This window comes from Nostoc sp. DedVER02 (assembly GCF_034530675.2).
In the GTDB taxonomy this organism is placed as follows: domain Bacteria; phylum Cyanobacteriota; class Cyanobacteriia; order Cyanobacteriales; family Nostocaceae; genus Nostoc.
This window is the reverse complement of sequence record NZ_JAVRCP020000020.1, coordinates 49,236-66,874: the sequence shown is the minus strand read 5'-3', so window position 1 is coordinate 66,874 and position 17,639 is coordinate 49,236. Positions and strand designations below refer to the sequence as shown.

General features: G+C 41.5%; 15 protein-coding genes, 1 tRNA gene and 1 pseudogene. 7 read left to right on the top strand and 10 right to left on the bottom strand.

Annotation, left to right across the window (positions count from 1 at the left end; genetic code table 11):
* The first annotated feature begins 621 nt into the window (after window positions 1-621).
* On the top strand, window positions 622-1,674 hold the full coding sequence (locus RMZ41_RS19865; RefSeq protein WP_322640973.1) for a hemerythrin domain-containing protein: 1,053 nt from the start codon (window positions 622-624) through the stop codon (window positions 1,672-1,674).
* 81 nt (window positions 1,675-1,755) lie between these two features.
* Here RMZ41_RS19865 and RMZ41_RS19860 read toward each other — a convergent pair whose 3' ends face one another.
* The 7 genes from RMZ41_RS19860 to RMZ41_RS19830 all read right to left on the bottom strand — a co-directional run bounded on the left by RMZ41_RS19860 (window position 1,756) and on the right by RMZ41_RS19830 (window position 9,024).
* Window positions 1,756-2,940, bottom strand: coding sequence for a M20 family metallopeptidase (locus RMZ41_RS19860; protein WP_322640974.1), 1,185 nt, complete (start codon window positions 2,938-2,940; stop codon window positions 1,756-1,758).
* A gap of 166 nt (window positions 2,941-3,106) precedes the next feature.
* A complete protein-coding gene (locus RMZ41_RS19855) occupies window positions 3,107-3,670 on the bottom strand; it encodes a pentapeptide repeat-containing protein (protein ID WP_322641008.1) in 564 nt (187 codons plus the stop codon).
* A 435-nt stretch (window positions 3,671-4,105) separates the two neighbouring features.
* Window positions 4,106-5,866 (bottom strand): serine/threonine-protein kinase, encoded by a 1,761-nt coding sequence (locus RMZ41_RS19850; RefSeq protein ID WP_322640975.1) that lies wholly within the window; start codon window positions 5,864-5,866, stop codon window positions 4,106-4,108.
* 229 nt (window positions 5,867-6,095) lie between these two features.
* Complete coding sequence (gene rpsU / locus RMZ41_RS19845) at window positions 6,096-6,284, bottom strand: 30S ribosomal protein S21 (RefSeq protein WP_012407716.1); 189 nt, start codon at window positions 6,282-6,284, stop codon at window positions 6,096-6,098.
* 108 nt (window positions 6,285-6,392) lie between these two features.
* A complete protein-coding gene (locus RMZ41_RS19840) occupies window positions 6,393-6,716 on the bottom strand; it encodes an RNA-binding protein (RefSeq protein ID WP_322640976.1) in 324 nt (107 codons plus the stop codon).
* Between the two features lie 455 nt (window positions 6,717-7,171).
* Window positions 7,172-8,791: a hypothetical protein gene (locus tag RMZ41_RS19835; RefSeq protein WP_322640977.1), complete on the bottom strand. Its 1,620-nt coding sequence runs from the start codon at window positions 8,789-8,791 to the stop codon at window positions 7,172-7,174.
* Between the two features lie 5 nt (window positions 8,792-8,796).
* Complete coding sequence (locus RMZ41_RS19830) at window positions 8,797-9,024, bottom strand: hypothetical protein (protein ID WP_322640978.1); 228 nt, start codon at window positions 9,022-9,024, stop codon at window positions 8,797-8,799.
* Between the two features lie 764 nt (window positions 9,025-9,788).
* Here RMZ41_RS19830 and RMZ41_RS19825 point away from each other — a divergent pair.
* The gene (locus RMZ41_RS19825) at window positions 9,789-9,971 is read left to right on the top strand and encodes a CsbD family protein (protein WP_322640979.1); all 183 of its coding nucleotides are present in this window, start codon (window positions 9,789-9,791) and stop codon (window positions 9,969-9,971) included.
* 293 nt (window positions 9,972-10,264) lie between these two features.
* Here the strand turns inward: RMZ41_RS19825 and RMZ41_RS19820 are convergent.
* The 3 genes and pseudogenes from RMZ41_RS19820 to RMZ41_RS19810 form a co-directional block, all read right to left on the bottom strand.
* A pseudogene (locus RMZ41_RS19820) lies at window positions 10,265-10,420 on the bottom strand (IS701 family transposase); the annotation flags it as partial.
* Between the two features lie 88 nt (window positions 10,421-10,508).
* Window positions 10,509-11,081: a Uma2 family endonuclease gene (locus RMZ41_RS19815; RefSeq protein ID WP_322640980.1), complete on the bottom strand. Its 573-nt coding sequence runs from the start codon at window positions 11,079-11,081 to the stop codon at window positions 10,509-10,511.
* Between the two features lie 25 nt (window positions 11,082-11,106).
* Window positions 11,107-13,815 carry a CBS domain-containing protein gene (locus RMZ41_RS19810; RefSeq protein WP_322640981.1) on the bottom strand — a complete coding sequence of 903 codons (2,709 nt, stop codon included), beginning with the start codon at window positions 13,813-13,815 and terminating at the stop codon, window positions 11,107-11,109.
* A gap of 150 nt (window positions 13,816-13,965) precedes the next feature.
* On the opposite strand from RMZ41_RS19810, the gene psbZ reads away from it, so the two are divergent.
* From psbZ to RMZ41_RS19785, 5 genes are all read left to right on the top strand, one after another.
* Complete coding sequence (gene psbZ / locus RMZ41_RS19805; RefSeq protein ID WP_322640982.1) at window positions 13,966-14,154, top strand: photosystem II reaction center protein PsbZ; 189 nt, start codon at window positions 13,966-13,968, stop codon at window positions 14,152-14,154.
* A 189-nt stretch (window positions 14,155-14,343) separates the two neighbouring features.
* Window positions 14,344-14,922 carry a 6,7-dimethyl-8-ribityllumazine synthase gene (gene ribH / locus RMZ41_RS19800; protein ID WP_094346524.1) on the top strand — a complete coding sequence of 193 codons (579 nt, stop codon included), beginning with the start codon at window positions 14,344-14,346 and terminating at the stop codon, window positions 14,920-14,922.
* A 164-nt stretch (window positions 14,923-15,086) separates the two neighbouring features.
* Window positions 15,087-15,158 (top strand) — tRNA-Gly (locus RMZ41_RS19795).
* Between the two features lie 653 nt (window positions 15,159-15,811).
* The gene (locus RMZ41_RS19790) at window positions 15,812-16,219 is read left to right on the top strand and encodes a hypothetical protein (protein WP_094329162.1); all 408 of its coding nucleotides are present in this window, start codon (window positions 15,812-15,814) and stop codon (window positions 16,217-16,219) included.
* Between the two features lie 4 nt (window positions 16,220-16,223).
* Entirely contained in the window at window positions 16,224-17,489 is a 1,266-nt protein-coding gene (locus tag RMZ41_RS19785; protein WP_322640983.1) for a glutamate-5-semialdehyde dehydrogenase, read from the top strand.
* Window positions 17,490-17,639 lie beyond the last annotated feature (150 nt).

Here is a 17,639-nt window from a genome sequence, read left to right as displayed (position 1 = left end):
GCGTTACGCTAGCGCTAACACATCCTACGGATATTTTCTTCAAATCAAACCGGATTCCTATAGCCCTTCGTTAAAAGGTAGACTTCGCTACTTAAAAGTAGCAAAGTCTACTTTTTAAGCATTCTAATCTGAGAGAATCTTGGTAAAATATTCAATAAATAATTTATTTATATTGATAATCAAAATAAATTTCTCAATATTGACTAACTTTTTTTGAATTTATAAATACAATTTTATAACTTAGAAAACCCAGCTTAATTTTAATTAGTTTACTTTTATCCTGTTTCATAAAAGAGGGATTGACAAGTATCTATAGCAATCCAATTTAATTTTTTAAAAAACCTAGCTATAACCAAAAGTTTTTGGTAGGGCGTTGCAGATTACACATAGTTAATGTGTATTTTAACAAATCAAATATAAGTTTTATATCTCAGGATATAGTTTAAATTTCATATATCTATCTAAAAGTATAAAAACAAAAGTTTTTTATAAAGAAAAATTGTATTTTTCTACCCATAGTTGTGATAGCGATCGCTCAAAAGAAAGATGGAATCTTCCTAACCTCTGTGTCAAGGTGATATCAAGTAAGAATTACAAAACACTTTGCCGAGGAGAACACGGATGGTAGCTACTTTAGATGATACGAAACGCAATGCTATTGCTGTTAAATTGGCAAGTCTTAAAGCCCTTCAACAGTTGGTCATTGAAAATGAGCAATTGCTTTTGAGAGAAGGACTCGATGCTGAAATTGCAGATCGCATTCGGAATTTTCTCAAAGATGACGAAAAAAATCTTGGCGTTTTAGAAACTGTGATTGGTCAGTATGGCATTCAGGCTGAACCGAAGAAAAATATTACAGAATTCATTGAAAAAGCTCGTGAATTGTTCAAAGGTTCTGAGTTGAGCCTGTATGAAAAAGTATCTCAGCATGAATTGTTGAAACACCAAGCAGTAATGAGTGGCTTGATAGTTCACAAAGCTGCTCAAAAAGTTGGTGCTGACGTGCTGCTAGCGATCGGGCCTCTGAATACTATTAACTTTGAAAACCGCGCTCACCAAGAGCAACTCAAAGGTGTTTTAGAGATTCTGGGTGTCCGCGAACTCACTGGTCAAGATGCAGATCAAGGAATTTGGGCACGTGTTCAAGACGCTATGGCCGCAGTCAGTGGTGTAGTGGGTAGTGCTGTTACCCAAACCAGTGACAAAAGCGATCTAAATATCCAAGATGTCATCCGCCTCGATCACAACAAGGTAAATACTTTATTTACCGAACTCCTGCAAAGCGATAATCCCCAAAAGATCCAAGAATATTTTGGTCAAATTTACAAGGATTTAACTGCTCACGCTGAAGCTGAAGAAGAAGTAGTCTATCCAAGAGTACGTCCTTTCTACGGTCAAGATAATACTCAAGAATTGTTTGATGAACAAGCTCATGCAAAGCAGGCGTTAGAAGAAATTAAGGCTCTTAGCCCATCTTCACCCCAGTTCAAAGAGAAAGTCAAACAGTTGATGGATGCTATTGGCGATCACATTCGTCAAGAAGAAAGCACAATGTTTGCTGCCATTCGCAACAACTTAAGCACTGAACAAAGTGAACAATTGGCTACTGAATTCAAAGCTGCTAAGACCAAAATTCAAGAAAAATTAGGCGTTGTTAGCGAATCAAAAGCATAGGATGTTTTTGAACTTTCTATATCCGCTAAAAAAAGTTAGTTAAACAAAAACTCCCAGCACATCAAGTCTGGGAGTTTTTGTTTAAACATTTTGCTGGCAGTATTTATAAGCGGCATAAGCCATAGTTACAACTCCGGTAATAATGGCAGATTCATCAACTTCAAATTGGGGATGATGTAATGGGTGGTTAATAATTCTTTCTTTGTAGCCTACACCTAACCGAAACATGGAACCGGGGGCATGTTCCAAATACATAGAAAAATCTTCAGCACCAAGAGAAGGTTCAGGTAAGACTTGGACGCGATCGCTACTCCAAGCTTCTTCGGCGGCTGATTGTAACAATTGCGTCAAGGTGTAATCATTTTGAACGCTGGGTACGCCCTGGCGATAGTTGACTTGATATTTTGCCCCGTAGGTATGGCAAACATTAGATACAATATTTTCAATCCAGTTAGGGAGATGGGCGCGGGTTTCGGGATGGAGCGATCGCACCGTTCCCAATAACTGTACTTTATCAGCAATGATATTCGGCGCTCTGCCACCATTAATCTTCCCTATGCTCAACACTACAGGACGCAAAGGATTCTGTGTCCGGCTGATGGCTTGTTGCAATGCAGTAATGACTTGGCAAGAAATCCAAATTGCATCAATCGCCTCATGGGGACGCGCCCCGTGCCCAGATTCTCCCATAATCAGAATTTCTAAATCATCTGCGGCGGCTGTCAATGCTCCGTAACGCACACCAATAGATCCTGCGGGTATAGAAGGGAAAACATGAACCCCTAATACAGCCGAGACATTTTCCATCGCCCCATCTTTCATCATCCAGCTTGCTCCTTGAGCAATTTCCTCGGCTGGCTGAAATAAAAACCGCACTTTACCACCCAACTCCTCTGCCATTTGGGACAGCACCATTGCTGTCCCTAGTCCCACAGTAGTATGGACATCGTGACCACAGGCGTGCATAACCCCCACTGCGCGAGAGGCGTATTCTAAATTTGTGCCCTCTTGAATTGGCAAAGCATCCATATCGGTACGAATTGCCAATAAACGGTCATTTTGACCAGTGCCTTGCAATTCTCCAATAACGCCCGTTTTACCAACACCTTCTTGTACATGCAGACCACTAGAGGACAAAACACCAGCTACAAAGGCTGCTGTTTGGTACTCCTGACCGCTAAGTTCTGGATGAGAGTGGATATGGCGGCGAATTTCAATCAAGCGAGGCGCTAGTTTTGCTGCTAAGTCTTTAATATGGGTAAGCATTGATTCAATTAATCTACAAGCTTTTTTCCCATGATAAAGAACCGTTAACAAACAAAATGCTTTTGATATACAAGAAGGCAGGGGGAAGGGGACAAGGGGACAAGGGGACAAGGGGAATAATTATATTCAATTCCCAATGCCCAATGCCCAATTCCCAATGCCCAATTTATTTTGAATAACAGGTTGTGCCTCGAGTATTTTCGGGTTTGAACTCATTACATTCTCTGTCCTGTTGACGCTCTGACGACCAGCCATAAGGCTTATCGGAGGTGACGACACCATTCGCCATAGTTGTTAGTCGGAAGTTAGCCCCGCGAAAATTGGTAAACTCAATTCTGGCATCTTTTAAGTTTGCTGCTTCCAAATTAGCGCTGATGAAACCGGCATAAGATAGATCGGCATTTTCCAAGGATGCTGATTTCAAATTTGCTCCTGTTAAGGAAGCACCATTAAGATTAGCCAAATTCAGAATTGCACCTTCTAAATTTGCGCCAGTGAGATCGGCATTGGTGAGATTAGCTTTAGATAATGTTGCACCACTCAAGTCAGCCCCTCGCAAATTTGCTCCAGCTAGATTTAGTTGAGTTAGGTCAGCACCACTCAAATTACACCGGGGACAGCCACTTGTTGCCTTCAACTGATCTAGATCTAGCTGATTTAACGCTAGGGCCTGCTCTGCAAACCCAAAACAAGCTAACAAAGCGACGGTAGCAACAATCTTAAAGTTCATATTTTTTACAGATATCCACAAAAATGACAATTTACGCACATTGCGTACTGCCATACTTACATATACCGCTTCTCTAAGGAAGAACAGGGATGAAGCATTCATTAAGAAGCTGTAAAAATACTATAAATTCTAGTGGTAAGACTACTCAAACTGAAATATAGGCTATAGAATCGATTCGTAAGGAACTATACCGAACCTCTTATAGACTACCATATATGTGATCCCCCTAGCTCGATGCAAAATACGACTAGGGGGATCTTGTTTTTGGGAATTGGGAATTGGGAATTGAGAATTGGGAATTGGGCATGAAGAAGAGACAAGGGAGACTTGGGAGAGGGGGGAGACTTGGGAGAGACTTATTCAATAATTCCCCCTTGTCCCCTTGTCCCCCTGCCCCCTGCCCCCTGCCCCCCTGCCCCCTGCCCCCTGCCTCCTTCACCGCCATCCCAAAAAGCGCAATCCAGGGACAATTAGGTAGTAACTTACTCCTAGCCAGAAGCTGATAAAGAAGCCTACGAAACCAAAAAAAATTAGAGGTAACTGTAACTCTGACCAGGCTGGTTGACTAGAAAATTGGAAGATGGGAGGTGCTAATCCCAAAATAATTAAAAGTGCATAGGCGATCGCACTACCAAAGGCAGCGACCACGGCGTACACTACATGATGGCTGCGAAGACCTAAGCTCAAGGTGAGTAGGCAAACTGCCACTAAAATCACTGCTATTAAGCCCTCGCCACTATCTTTTGGTGTGATTAATTGCAAAATGAACCAACCAAAGCCGTAGCTAATCATGCCCATCAGCGATGCTACTAAAAAGCGTCGCCGTTGACTAAAACACCCTGATACTGTTAGCCCCCAAGCGGTTCCCCAGCCGGCGGCGACGAATACCAAAATATCTGCCCCGAAGATGGGTTGAGTATTTGGCACTAATTGGTTTAGCTGAATCGAAATAGATTCCACAACCCAACGCCCCAAGCTGGTGCGATATGCCAAAATAAAACCAGCGATCGCACCAAAACAAGCGCCAACATAAGCCAATATCATTGCCCAAATGGTCGCCAAACAAGCTTGAAAAATTTTGATGATTGTTTGAGCGATGAAAACAACAGTTTTAGTTACAGCTTGGCTAAAGTTAGCTAAGACTCGTTCAATAGCTTGGATTAGCAGTGTAAAGCTCTGGGATATTTGCCCTGATGCAAGCTTCGCCTTGTCTCGCAGTTGGGCAAATAATCCTGGCGGTGGTAATGGTTGCGAAATCTTCGCCAAGCGTTTTTGAATTATAGCTGCGTTTGCTGGACGCGATCGCACATCTTCCTGCACCATCTCATCCAGCAAATCTGCTAATTGCGGATTGACATTTACCGAACTTCGCCAGTGCAATTTCCCAGTTTGTTGATCTTCTAACTCTAGCGGGTATTTGCCTGTTAGCAGTTCAATCATCGTTCGACCAAGGGCATAAAAATCAGCACTTGGCCCGACAATACTTCCACTCACTTGTTCTGGTGGGCTGTAGCCAGAAGAAAATAATCGGGTGGAACTCGACTGAGAACGCAGCTTAGAGGCGCTAAATTGTTTTGCCCCACCAAAATCAATTAGTACCAGGCGATCGCCTTGTGCTTGCCCTTGAGGGGTAGTTACAGCAGGCGAAGAGGTTCCCAACATTAAATTAGAAGGTTTAATATCTCGGTGAATAATCTGACGTTTGTGTAATTCTTGTAAAATCTCTACAGTTTGAGCAAACCAGTTTATAACCAAATTCTCTGGACACCCTTGGGGAAACTTTTTTAATATCTCCTCTAAAGTCCGCCCATTAATTTTTTCCATTACCAGACAAGGCAATTGGTGCGGCTTGGGGTTAAACAGTTGCACCTGAAAATAACCTTCGGCATCGACTGCGGGAACACCCGGATGCTGCAAACTAGATAAAACCGCCGCCTCTTGGGTAAATAATTCCAGTGCCTTTGGTGAATCTTCTACCAACACTTTCAGCACTTTCTCGGTTTGAGTTTTTTCATCCCAAACCGTGTAAATTTGAGCAAATCCTCCCGATCCTAATTGTTGAAGTGGAACATAGCGGTCTAACAACTCTAGCGGTGCGCCACAGCTGTTACAAAACTTGTTGCCCCAAGGTTGGGGATAAGGACGTTGACAATCAGGATTTATGCAGTGAACCGCACTCTGAGTAATGTGGGACACAACCGCTACAATACAAAGGCTGACTTGATTTTAGCGTTTCTTGAGGTTTCCTGATTTTTAAATAGCCAAAAGGAAAACCCTCATAGATTTTATGAGGGTATTCGTTTATATTTACAGCATATTTCAAGGAAGGTGAGGTACACAAGCTCGCGTCTCAAAGCAAGGTATAAAGCCTGTTTGACTTCTGAATTCTGACTTCTGACTTCTGAATTCTGCTGTATGTCAGCCCTTAATTACGAAAACTTCTCTTGCTCTGTCTGTGCTTGGCAACTTCTTTGCGCTTGCGTTTTTCTAAGGGTGTTTCAAAATGACGATGCTTTCTCATGTCTGGAAAAATTCCAGCCTTGGAAACTTCTCGCTTAAATCGTCGTAAGGCTGATTCAATGTGTTCATTGTCGCCTACAATTACTTGGGTCATTATTTCTCCTACTAAGTTGACTTAATCAGGCGGGAACCTTACAAAAAAAAGACAGACTGTTGTTTGTCTGACCTTAAGACTATTGGTAAATTTTTTTTGTTTCCAAAATTAGTAGCGTCCGCGTCCGCCACCGCCACCGCCACCGCCGTATCCTCCTCCTCGGTTGCCGCCACCAAAGGAACCTCTGTCTTCCTTGGGTTTAGCTTTATTCACTTTCAGATCGCGACCCATCCACTCAGCACCGTCGAGAGCTTCAATGGCAGCTGTTTCTTCTGCTTCACTTCCCATTTCCACAAAAGCAAAGCCTCGCGGACGACCTGTTTCACGGTCAGTAGGTACTTGAACCCGCTTTACAGTACCATATTCTGCAAAAATACCGCTTAAATCTTCTGATGTAACATCATAAGAGAGGTTACCTACGTAAATTGACATCGATTCTCTCCAAAATCATCACTGTGTAGAGATTTTAATTTCTCTGAGAAGTCTGTAAATACTAAAAGGAAGAAGCCTTTCAATACTAAAATCAAAGACATCACTGAATTAACTCTCCTAAATCTAGGATGACATAGGAGCCATCTCTCTGCATCAAGTTGATAGTTAACTAGTGATACGATCGCACTTACGCGATCGCCTGCCCCTATCTACCCTAAGTACAGCCCAACCCAAAAAAGGGTTGAAAATGAAAGAAAATGAATTCTGTAGGGTGATAAAGGAAATCAGACAGACAGGGGCACATCTTTGAATATCCGAATTGAACGTTTGACTGCATTAACCATGAAGCATTACTCCAAAATTTTAATACGAAAGCTAAAGTCAGGCAACAAATAAAGGCTATTTTGGGTTGTACTTCTTTGGATAACCTGCTATGCATGGGGCCAATCTAAAATCTAAAATCTAAAATCTAAACTTGTTTGACCCTTCCAAGCTGTTTTCAATTCGGTTTTGACAACTTCAACGGCATCATCTTTCCCCAGTCCCTGCAAACTTGCCTGCAAACCAAATAGAGAACGCCCATTATGGGGATATTTTTCTAGATCGGCACGAAAGACTTTCTCTGCCTCTTTATAATCACCCTTAGCTAAAAGTACACCGCCCAAAAATTCCCGCGTCGGAAAGTACCAGTCTGGTGGTTCTACGTACTTAAGGGTATCTTCTATTTGTACAGCTTTTTCTAGTAATTGAATAGCAGATTGATAATCATACTTTTCCTTTGCAATTTTGGCATTTAGAACTTTTGAGGCTATGTCTAAAATGTCACTGGCGGGACTGAATCCAATAGTTGCTGCGGTGGAAATTCCCTGTTTGGCAGCCAGTAATGTCCGACTTTCGCTGACTGCATCTTCAAGTTTGCCTATGGTAGCCATAGCCATACCGCGAGCAAAATGCCAAAGGGCTTTGGTAGTGGGCAATTTAGCATCGGGAACAGGAGTTTTTAAAATAGCATCCCAGTCATGAAAGCGTGTCTGAATCAACAATTTACTGCCCATAAATCCCTCCAGCATTGGTATATATGGGTCAATTGCAGTTATATTTGCAACTAATTTATCTGCGGCTTGGAGAGCATCTTCATATTTTCCTGCCATGCTGCTGGCTACCATGAGAAAATGTACGTTGTGGTTGTAGTACATCATGGGATAAGTGCCCTGGACTTGATATTTTTTGATGTAAATATTATCTTGAGCGATCGCTTGCTCGTTTGCTTGCATTGCCCCTTGATAGTCTCCCACACGAAAATAAATATGGGAAGGCATGTGTACCAAGTGTCCTGCTGATGGCGCTAGGTTTCCTAATCTTTTGGCACTCACAAGGGCCCGTTCTGGCGAAGGTGAGGCTTCCACCGCATGGATATAATAATGATTGGCTCCGGTATGATTCGGGTTACGTTTGAGAACAGATTCCAAAAGAGCCACAATTTTTTCTGTATCTGGCTGTGGCTTACCATCTTTAGTCCAGTGCTGCCACGGATGCAGATCCATCAAGCTTTCAGCGTAAAGTGTCGCTGCATCCAAATCATCAGGATATAGCTCAACTAGGGTTGCCATTGCTTTTGTGTAGTCTACGGCAAGTTGATACAAGTCTGCACTAGGATCTTGCGAGTAACGTTTTGCTAAGGCGGTAATGTAATCTTGTTCTTGGTTAGATGCTTTACTGGAAAGTGCCAAAGCTTGCTGTACAGCTTGGTAAGCAGCTAATTCCCGATTAGGGTCGATTTCTAAGTTAATATTGGGGCCTAAAGCCAAAGCAATACCCCAATATGCGATCGCTAAGTGCGGATCGAGTTTGGCAGCATGTTGAAAAGAACGCACTGCTTCATCATGATTGAAAGCGTAAATTAAATTTAATCCCTGATCGAAAAACTTTTGGGCTTGGGGATTAGCAGTAGAAACTGCATGGTGAATTGTGCCAAGTCCAGATATTAAGGTGTAGGGCTGTCTTGATTGAGCGATCGCCTCACTAGGAGCAACTAAAGATAGTATAAGTACCCAAATTATAAATAAGTATTTCATTGTCTTCAAGCTCTTTTTTTCTTAATATTCAAAAGCCACAGTTTCTCTAATGAGGCAATTTGTTGGCTGAGAACAGCACTACGGTGTTTCTTATAGATATTAAACCCTGCAAACACAATTATTGGAATCAAAAGAGAAAATCCGATGAAAATATTAACAGATACATCATTTTGCATTCTGTAATCTATATATTGGAACTTAGGGGTTGCTTGAGTAGTAGAATTTGATTGCATAAATACCTTCATAAATACTGTAATTAAGAACTAGGAATAGATGCCAATCCTTATTCCTGCTGTCTTTGTTCATAAAATAGTCACAAGTTTTACTAGTGCAAGCAGAAATAACTATCTAATTGAAAAAGGTAACAGAAACTTATTGAAAAGCTTTCTTTCCTGCTGTCTCTTTGAAGTTACGTAACCTGGGAAGCCTTAGAAAAATGTAAAAACTTTTCTGTGTTTTCTTGCACTAGCTAAACTACTCTTCAGTTAAAACTTGAATAATTATGTTTATTTACGCCTAAGATTTGTAACGAAACCCTTGTTACACAAACTAAGAATCTTGGAATATTTCATTACATCTCAACTATTTTGTTGTCCCAATCGTTTCTCTTTGCGGCTTAAATAATGCAATCATGTAATATAAATCACATAACTCAGTGTAATTACTAAGAAATTAAGTTACTGCTTCTTACATACTGAGTACTTCTTAAACGCTAGTTCAGGCTACACATCTGCATTGTTATCTAGCTCAGGTAGGGAATGATTTTATCTCAAGATAGAAAAATAAGATCGTTTTCTTATATCTTTTGGATATTACTTAAATTCTTCAAGATGAATTTAACCTTGAGATAACTATATATAACGGACAAAAATATTATGAATAAAAACATCGTCAGATAGAAGAATTAAAACTTGTCTAAAACTAATATATAAACATTGCAACGCTTCATTAGCAAGCAATAACTAATCAATAATTAACATAATTAGGAACAAAGCAAATGAGTATCGAAGATAGAGCAAAGGCTTTTGCTAAGAACGTAGAAGGAAAAGTACAAGAAGTGGTTGGTGAAGTAACTGGCAACCCTAATGATAAAGCTGAAGGTAAAGCTAAACAAGCTGAATCCCAAGTCCGTCACACTACGGAAAATATCAAAGATGAAGTAAAAAAGGCTTTAGAATAGCTTGAACTTAATTTAGGGGAGTTCCAGTTAAAAAAAGATCCCATTGTAGGGGCGCAACGCCTTGCGTCCCTACAAATATGCAAATAATTTTGGATAATTTATTTTCTGCAAGTCACTAGCCCTCTTCTGTCACTTTCTGGAACGAGCTAGTAGTAAATAAGTTAGATTATCCAAAAGCATAACAAGGTTTAATTTAAATTGATTCATTGCAGCAATTAAATGATTGAATCCTAGCAATAAATGTGAATTGGGAAAAATATCTAGCCAAGGATAAATTATCCAAAAAAGTAAGAGTGGTTTGCTCTAACGCTTTGCACTGCTGGCAACCAGGCTCCATAATTACTTCTAATTGACACAACGTAAGCTAAGTTATATTCAGCTATTTTTCTAATAAATTGATTACTTGCGCCATATAAGCTATTAGCTAGTACTAATTCAATATTAAGCCCAGATACAATTTAAGCTACTGCGATATCTTCTCTACGAGACGCTACGCGAACGATGGGCTTCGTCTACGCATTATGATTATTCTTCTATTTACAAACTAACTCCTTCATAAATATCGCTGAAGGAAATTTGAAAGTCTATTGACTGGAGCGATAAAACTGCATCCACTGATTCGTATTCAGTTAATACCCATTGACCATTAGCATTTTTAGTAAACTGCTCAACCAGATATTCATATTGGTCAATCATAATATATTCTTGTAGTTCAGGAATGGAACGATAAAATCTAAATTTATTCGTTCTATCGTAGTTTTGTGTCGAGTTGGACAAGACTTCTACAATAATTGAAGGATTTGTCACTTGGGTAGTGCCATTTCCTTCATATATTGGTTTACCCAAAATGACCATCACATCTGGATAGGTGTAAATCCGATAACGCTGTATCCACAATTTGACATCACCCATGTATATTTTGTAATTTTTACCCCGCATCGTAAATTTAAAATTTGTGCAGAAATTCAGAGCAATTTCATTGTGATTAGTCGTACCACCAGGCATAGAAACTATTTCTCCATCTCTATATTCATTTTTGGATTCTGATGTCTCCTCTAGTTGTAAATATTCCTCTGGAGTGTAGTATTTGTTTTGTGTTTGTGTTTCCATAAAAACCACATCTGGTAAATATAAATTACTGGGGATAATGCTTGGCTAAAAACTCTTCAGCCTCAGCCTTATCTTTAATCACTTTATCCAAGGTAGCAGCAACTACATTATCTAATATTTGCCGATACTGTGGCCCTGGTTTATAACCAAGTTTCTTTAAATCATTGCCATTTAATAGTGGCTGCACATTCGCCAAAACTGTTAAATATTCCCAAATCTGATGTCTAATTTCTCGCGGACTTTGCAAAGCAATTAAAATCAGCATTGGTAAGTCGTACTGTCGCAACAACTGCACTACTTGACTAGGGCGTTGCAAAGTGAGTAAAGATTCTATTACTTGACTAAAGCCTTGGGCTAAGTTTTTCAACCTCACAATGCTATCGTCTTGTAATTGCAAATTTTGTGCTACTTTCGCCCGATATTCTGGTGCGAGGTGGGCGATTAATGCTTCTAAACGCATTTGCCAATGAATGAGAGTTTGTTCAGCATCAAATCGCCGTAAACAACGTTCTAACAAACGTAATTGCCGAAAGAGTGACTCATCTAGCTTGAGGGTAGGATGGATACATTGCAACGCCCCTAAGTTATCAAGTAACTGCAAAGCCGATTTCCAGTAGGGGGCTTCTAGGATATGGTTTAATTCTGTTTTCAGTCGAGTTTGCAGGGCTGGGGTTCTGCTATTCTCTTGAGAAGTGCGATCGTAAACACCACTGTTGATGGCATAGCGAATAAACTCTTCCGTTTGCGGTTCAATTTCAAATCCGAAGCGCACGGCAAAGCGCACGCCGCGATAAATGCGGGTGGGATCTTCGATAAAGCTATTGGGGTGTAAAACCCGAATTTTTTTAGCTTGTAAATCAAGTAAACCGCCAAAGAAATCGAGTAATTCGCCTGAGCGGGGAGAGGTGAGGCGCAAAGCGATCGCATTAATGGTAAAATCTCGACGATACAAGTCTTGACGAATCGAACTCGCCTCAACTTCTGGATTCGCCGCCGGGTAAGGATAAAACTCTGTTCTAGCCGTGGCAATATCTACCCACAAAGAATCTAATTCTGGGTCTTTATGCCACAACAAAGCAGCAGTTTGAAAAGCCCCGTGGATTTCTAAACGAGCCGCAGGGTAAAGTTGTTGGAGTGCTTTTGCTAGTTCCACACCAGCACCAACATCTGCTGATTTGTGAAAACCATCAACTACTAGGTCAATATCTTTAATCATCAAGCTGCCTGCTACCTCAGCTAACAGCAAATCTCGCACTGCACCCCCAACTAGATAAAGATGCCAACCTCGTTTTTCTGCTTCTTGCGATGCGATGATGAGCAATTGCCACAGTTGCGGTGCAAGAAGATTTTGCAACTCAGTGCTGAGAGGAATTTTGAATTTTGAATTTTGAATTTTGAATTTTTGCTCGTCCTCTTCGTCTTCATCCCTTTCTTGATGTAATTCTCGTAAAACATCAGTACGAGTGACTAGACCAACTAACTGCTCATTCTCCAGTACTGGCAAGCGTCCGATATCATAAGTCACCATCAGCGCTTCAATTTGTGGCAGTGTTGTATCTGGTGTAATTGTTTTCAGATTTGTGGTCATGTAGCCCTTGACTGGCGCATGACTAAATCCGTGGTGCAGGGCGATATCAATATCTCGCCGCGAAATAATACCTACTAGTTGCCCTTGAGCATCGACTACAGATAAACCAGAGTGTCCATAGCGCAACAAAATTCGCTGTGCTTCAGCAATTGTGGTTTCAGGCAGAATCGTGCGGACAGGAGAGGACATCAAATCCCTAGCGGTGAGGGGCTGGGGAATTTGTGCTTTTACCCCATCAAGGAGTTGTTTTAATATTGCTTGTGAATCAACTCCTCTGAGGTTTAGCGATGCGGCTTGCGAATGACCGCCGCCTCCTAGAAGTTGGAATAATAAGTTAAGATTTGTTTTGGGAATATGCGATCGCCCAATTACTGTTAACCGTGAATCACTTTCACTCAAAGGATACTCATTAGCTAGCAGGATGGCATCAATTTCAGTTAATTCCACGAGTTCCGAAGCCAAACTCGATAGCCCTGGCACAAAAGCATCTGTTTTCAGAGTTACCCAAGCTATCGTATATCCACGCAGGCAAAGATATTTTAGATTTTCCAACGCCTGAGTCAATAACTGCTGCAATTGCAACGACAAGCCAGGGTCACGGTAGGTAGAAATTACCGATAAACTAGCACCTTGTTGCATCAACCAAGCCAAAGCTAAGGCATCCCGCGCTGTAGACTGATCAAAGGTCAAAGAGCCGGTGTCAACGTGGATACCCAAAGCCATCACTGTCGCTTCGGCAGGAGTCAGAGAAATTTCCTGTTCTTGCAATTGTTCCACAATTAAAGTTGTGGTGGCTCCAACTGAAGAAATATGCGATCGCGTGGCGGGAATATCTGACTCTTGTCCTAAGTGATGATCGTAAACTATAATTTCCCGAAGATGGGGTAAATCTAACCACTGGGCAGCTTTACCCAAGCGATCGCGCATTTGCGTATCTACTACAGTTAGAGAGCGAATTTTTTCAGAATTCACCGAACGGCGTTCAATTAGCGGATATTCATCCCGATGCAATGCTAAAAAATCCCGTACAGGAGGGTGAGAACCGCCAGTCAGCACAATCTTGCTTCCCGGTAGTAGGCGTGTTAACCCTACTGCTGCTCCTAGTGCGTCAAAATCTGCGGTTGTGTGGCAAAGAATTAAATCCATAGTTAAGAGTCATTAGTCACTGGTACTTAGACAAAGGACAAATGACTAAAATGTTGCAATTTCTGCTAGCTTAAAAATAATAAGAAAGTGTCAGTGTCGCCCTTTAGGATATTCTATCCTTAGTATTTCGCTGTATTGGGAGAAGCAAAAATGACCATAATATTCCAATTTGCCTTAATAGGTCTAGTCCTATTGTCCTTTGTCCTGGTTGTGGGTGTTCCAGTTGCTTACGCCACCCCCCAGAATTGGGTTGAATCTAAGAAACTGCTCTGGGTTGGTTCTGCTGTCTGGATTGGTTTGGTATTTTTAGTTGGTTTGTTAAACTTTTTTGTCGTGTAGGCGACGGCTTCACTCTGGCGCAGGCACATAATATAAGAATTAGAGGGGCAGAAAAGCCAAGGTTAAAGACCAAAGGAAAAAAGGAGAAATTTTTTCCGACTTCCTTTTTTATGACCTTGCTTTCCTGCTCCTCTACATTTAAATAAGAAATGTATATTGGCCAGAACTATAGTTGATTAAGAGGCAGTCATGGCAGTTTTCGAGGGAACTTTTACCCAAACGGAGCCTTTGCGGTTTGCAGTGGTGATTGGTCGATTTAACGATCTTGTTACCGGAAAGCTGCTAGAGGGATGTCAAGATTGCTTGAAACGCCACGGTGTAGATCCTAACCCCCAAGGTAATCAGGTAGACTATGTTTGGGTTCCGGGAAGTTTTGAGGTACCTTTAGTAGCTCGCCAACTAGCACTTTCCCATCGTTATGATGCTGTAATTTGTCTAGGTGCAGTCATTCGTGGGCAAACACCCCATTTTGATTATGTATCCGCCGAAGTTTCTAAAGGTATTGCCGCCGCTAGCTTTCAAACTGGAGTGCCAGTAATTTTTGGCATTTTGACAGTAGACACTATGCAGCAAGCCTTAGAACGGGCAGGTATTAAAGGTAATCATGGGTGGGATTATGCCCTGAATGCCCTAGAAATGGCAAGCCTGATGCGGCAACTGCGTTCTAACCTAGCAGAGCCATATTCTCGTAATAGCCAGTCTTTGCCAGCCTCGTTTCAAAGTGCCAGCATCGGTAATTTAACGGCGGAGTCAGAAGAACTCGGCTAGGGCATGTCATTGTCATTAGTCATTTGTCCTTTGTCAGTTGTCCTTTGTTATTCACCTAATGACCAATGACCAATGACCAATGACCAATGACCAATGACCAATGACAAAATTAAGGGGTTGACAATCAGGGATAAATCTGAGATATTGATATATGGCAATTGATTGCGGGTGTAGCTCAGTGGTAGAGCGTCACCTTGCCAAGGTGAATGTCGCGCGTTCGAATCGCGTCACCCGCTTCCAAGTAGAACCTCTTGATAGTTTTAACTTCAAGAGGTTTAGTATTTTTAAGGTGCATTGAAGTCTTTAGCGATTCGCACTGTATTCGTGTGAATCGTTCCCAAGTTTCATGAATTTCATAGATAGGTAAGATATAAAGTAATTTAGATATGGTGGAACTATCGTATTCAGGGATAAGATTTTACCGATCTAGTAAAACTAGTTTAAATTATGGGGGAATTCAAGGGTCTTAGTCTCTGAAAGCGGGTTTATGTATATCAGAAATCTCAGCACACTGCTAGCTAATATTTAAATGTATCTAAAAATATTGAAACTTATGCACGGATAGCTAAATCGTGTCTGGACGTTAAGGGATAATTGCTCCCATGCACCCACTGAAACGTCAATTAGTGTCTAAATTTTATGTAGAAGGAAATTTTAAATAAGATTGTCAGATCCGGGGAAAGACTACAAATTCAAAACTCCGTACTGATATGAGAATTAGGATACTTAGAGTCTGTTGCATATACTGTTTGTAATCTTGGCGATTTAAACATTGCCAATTCATGTATATAAAGAGAGCAATCTCTAGTAGCAGAAGCTTCTATTGCATTTACCAAAAGATTATATTGTCGTAGTTCGTGTAAAACACGCTCAAGTTACTAGAACGCTTGTGCAATCTCAAAAACCTGAAAAAATAGATTTCAATACTGACTACCCCTGTCCTTGTCGTCGCCGGGGTCAGTTAATTCCGATTACGTTGACAGAAGCATTTGGTTGCGATCGCTGTCAGCAAATCTTTGTTGTAGAAGATAATGGTCATGTCCTAGAACAGCTTTCCACCACCTATCCCTACAAACGGGCTTGGCGTTGGATGGGAAATAGTTGGCATGTTGTCCATCCCCGCTTGGGAGAAAGCTATCTGCCTATAGCACTTGGCATTATTTTCGTGCTAGTGATTATATGGCTGCCATTAGCACTGCGATTAGCAAATGGTTCCAGCATTATTGCTTGGGCAATGGTGGCGGTACTATTAGCTATTCTGCCAGCACTAATGGTCTGGCTTACCTACAGACGTTAACTCAATGACTGTTGAAGTTTTAGATGACCACCCCAAACCAATTACTAGCGCCCAACGAGCCTATCAAGCTTCCCTAAAGTTGGGGATCACAAAGGGAGCAGACCGGAGTCGTGCAGTATTGGCGATGGCACAAGCCCTTGAGCGCTCATTTGACGACATTCTAGAAGCCAACACCTTGGATTTAGAAGCCAGTCGAGAAATGGCAGTGCCAGAGTTGATATTGGACTGGCTGAAGCTGACTCCCACAAGGCTAGAGATGACAGTAGATATTTTACAACGGTTGGGGGAATTATCAGATCCGTTGCGGCGCGTTAGAACGGCTGATTATCAACTGGGAGATTCTCAGAGTTACACCCAGTTAATGCCTTTGGGAGTGATTGGATTTATTTATGAAGCCTTTTCCGATTTAGGAGCGATCGCAGCGGGTTTTTGCATCAAAACTGGCAATAGTATAATTCTCAAAGGCAGTACTGAAGCTAGCCATTCCAACGCCGCCATCGCTGAGGCGCTGCAAAATGCGATCGCAGAAGTTGGGCTACCTCCGGGCTGTGTAGAACTGATCGCAGCCGAACATGGGGCTTCAATTCGGGATTTAGTTACCCAAGACCAGTATGTGAATCTAGTTATTCCCTACGGACGTTCTAGCTTGGTACAGCAGGTAGTACGACAGTCAACTTGCCCAGTTTTAAAGTCAGCGATGGGTAACTGTTACCTCTACTGGTCGCTAAATTCTAGCTTAGAAATGGTGCGCTGGATGATTCTTGATAGCCATCAAAGTGAACCAGATCAAGTCAACGCCATTGAAAAGGTATTGATTCATCGCCAAGCCTTGCCATCATCTCTAGCAGTTCTGTGGAACAGCTTGATGGAAAAAGGCTTTGAAATTAAAGGGGATGCAGAACTAGTGCAAGCTTTTCCCCAGTTACAACTGGTGAAAGAGAGTGAATGGGAAAATCCTTATTTAACTAAGACAGTAGCTTTTAAACTAGTGGATAGCTTAGAGGGTGCGATCGCTTGGATTAATGAACACAGCAGTGGTCACGCCGACTGCATCGTTACTGAATCCTACCAAGAAAGTCGGCAGTTTGCCTTGGGAGTTAACAGTGCCTCTACCTACATCAACACTTCCCCGCGTTTTTCCCGCAACCCCTCGCGGGGAGATTCAGTGTTTCTTGGTATGTCTAACCAAAAAGGTCATCGTCGGGGATTTATCAGCCTGGAAACTTTGACCACCGTCAAGCACATTGTTCAAGGGAATGGCAGGTTTTAAATAATTGGTAATTGGGCATGGGGCATCTGACAGGTGTAGGTATTTAACAAATGTGGCTGAAATAGCGTTTTTCCGTTGGTTGAGAACTCTAATTTTAATTTCTGATTTCCCATTCCAGAACGAAATTTCGTTATTTGAACCACGTTTAGA

Coding starts and splice junctions, on each gene's coding strand:
- RMZ41_RS19865 (WP_322640973.1), top strand. CDS start 622: ATGGTAGCTACTTTAGATGATACGAAACGCAATGCTATTGCTGTTAAA.
- RMZ41_RS19860 (WP_322640974.1), bottom strand. CDS start 2,940: ATGCTTACCCATATTAAAGACTTAGCAGCAAAACTAGCGCCTCGCTTG.
- RMZ41_RS19855 (WP_322641008.1), bottom strand. CDS start 3,670: ATGAACTTTAAGATTGTTGCTACCGTCGCTTTGTTAGCTTGTTTTGGG.
- rpsU (WP_012407716.1), bottom strand. CDS start 6,284: ATGACCCAAGTAATTGTAGGCGACAATGAACACATTGAATCAGCCTTA.
- RMZ41_RS19840 (WP_322640976.1), bottom strand. CDS start 6,716: ATGTCAATTTACGTAGGTAACCTCTCTTATGATGTTACATCAGAAGAT.
- RMZ41_RS19835 (WP_322640977.1), bottom strand. CDS start 8,791: ATGAAATACTTATTTATAATTTGGGTACTTATACTATCTTTAGTTGCT.
- RMZ41_RS19830 (WP_322640978.1), bottom strand. CDS start 9,024: ATGCAATCAAATTCTACTACTCAAGCAACCCCTAAGTTCCAATATATA.
- RMZ41_RS19825 (WP_322640979.1), top strand. CDS start 9,789: ATGAGTATCGAAGATAGAGCAAAGGCTTTTGCTAAGAACGTAGAAGGA.
- RMZ41_RS19815 (WP_322640980.1), bottom strand. CDS start 11,081: ATGGAAACACAAACACAAAACAAATACTACACTCCAGAGGAATATTTA.
- RMZ41_RS19810 (WP_322640981.1), bottom strand. CDS start 13,815: ATGGATTTAATTCTTTGCCACACAACCGCAGATTTTGACGCACTAGGA.
- psbZ (WP_322640982.1), top strand. CDS start 13,966: ATGACCATAATATTCCAATTTGCCTTAATAGGTCTAGTCCTATTGTCC.
- ribH (WP_094346524.1), top strand. CDS start 14,344: ATGGCAGTTTTCGAGGGAACTTTTACCCAAACGGAGCCTTTGCGGTTT.
- RMZ41_RS19785 (WP_322640983.1), top strand. CDS start 16,224: ATGACTGTTGAAGTTTTAGATGACCACCCCAAACCAATTACTAGCGCC.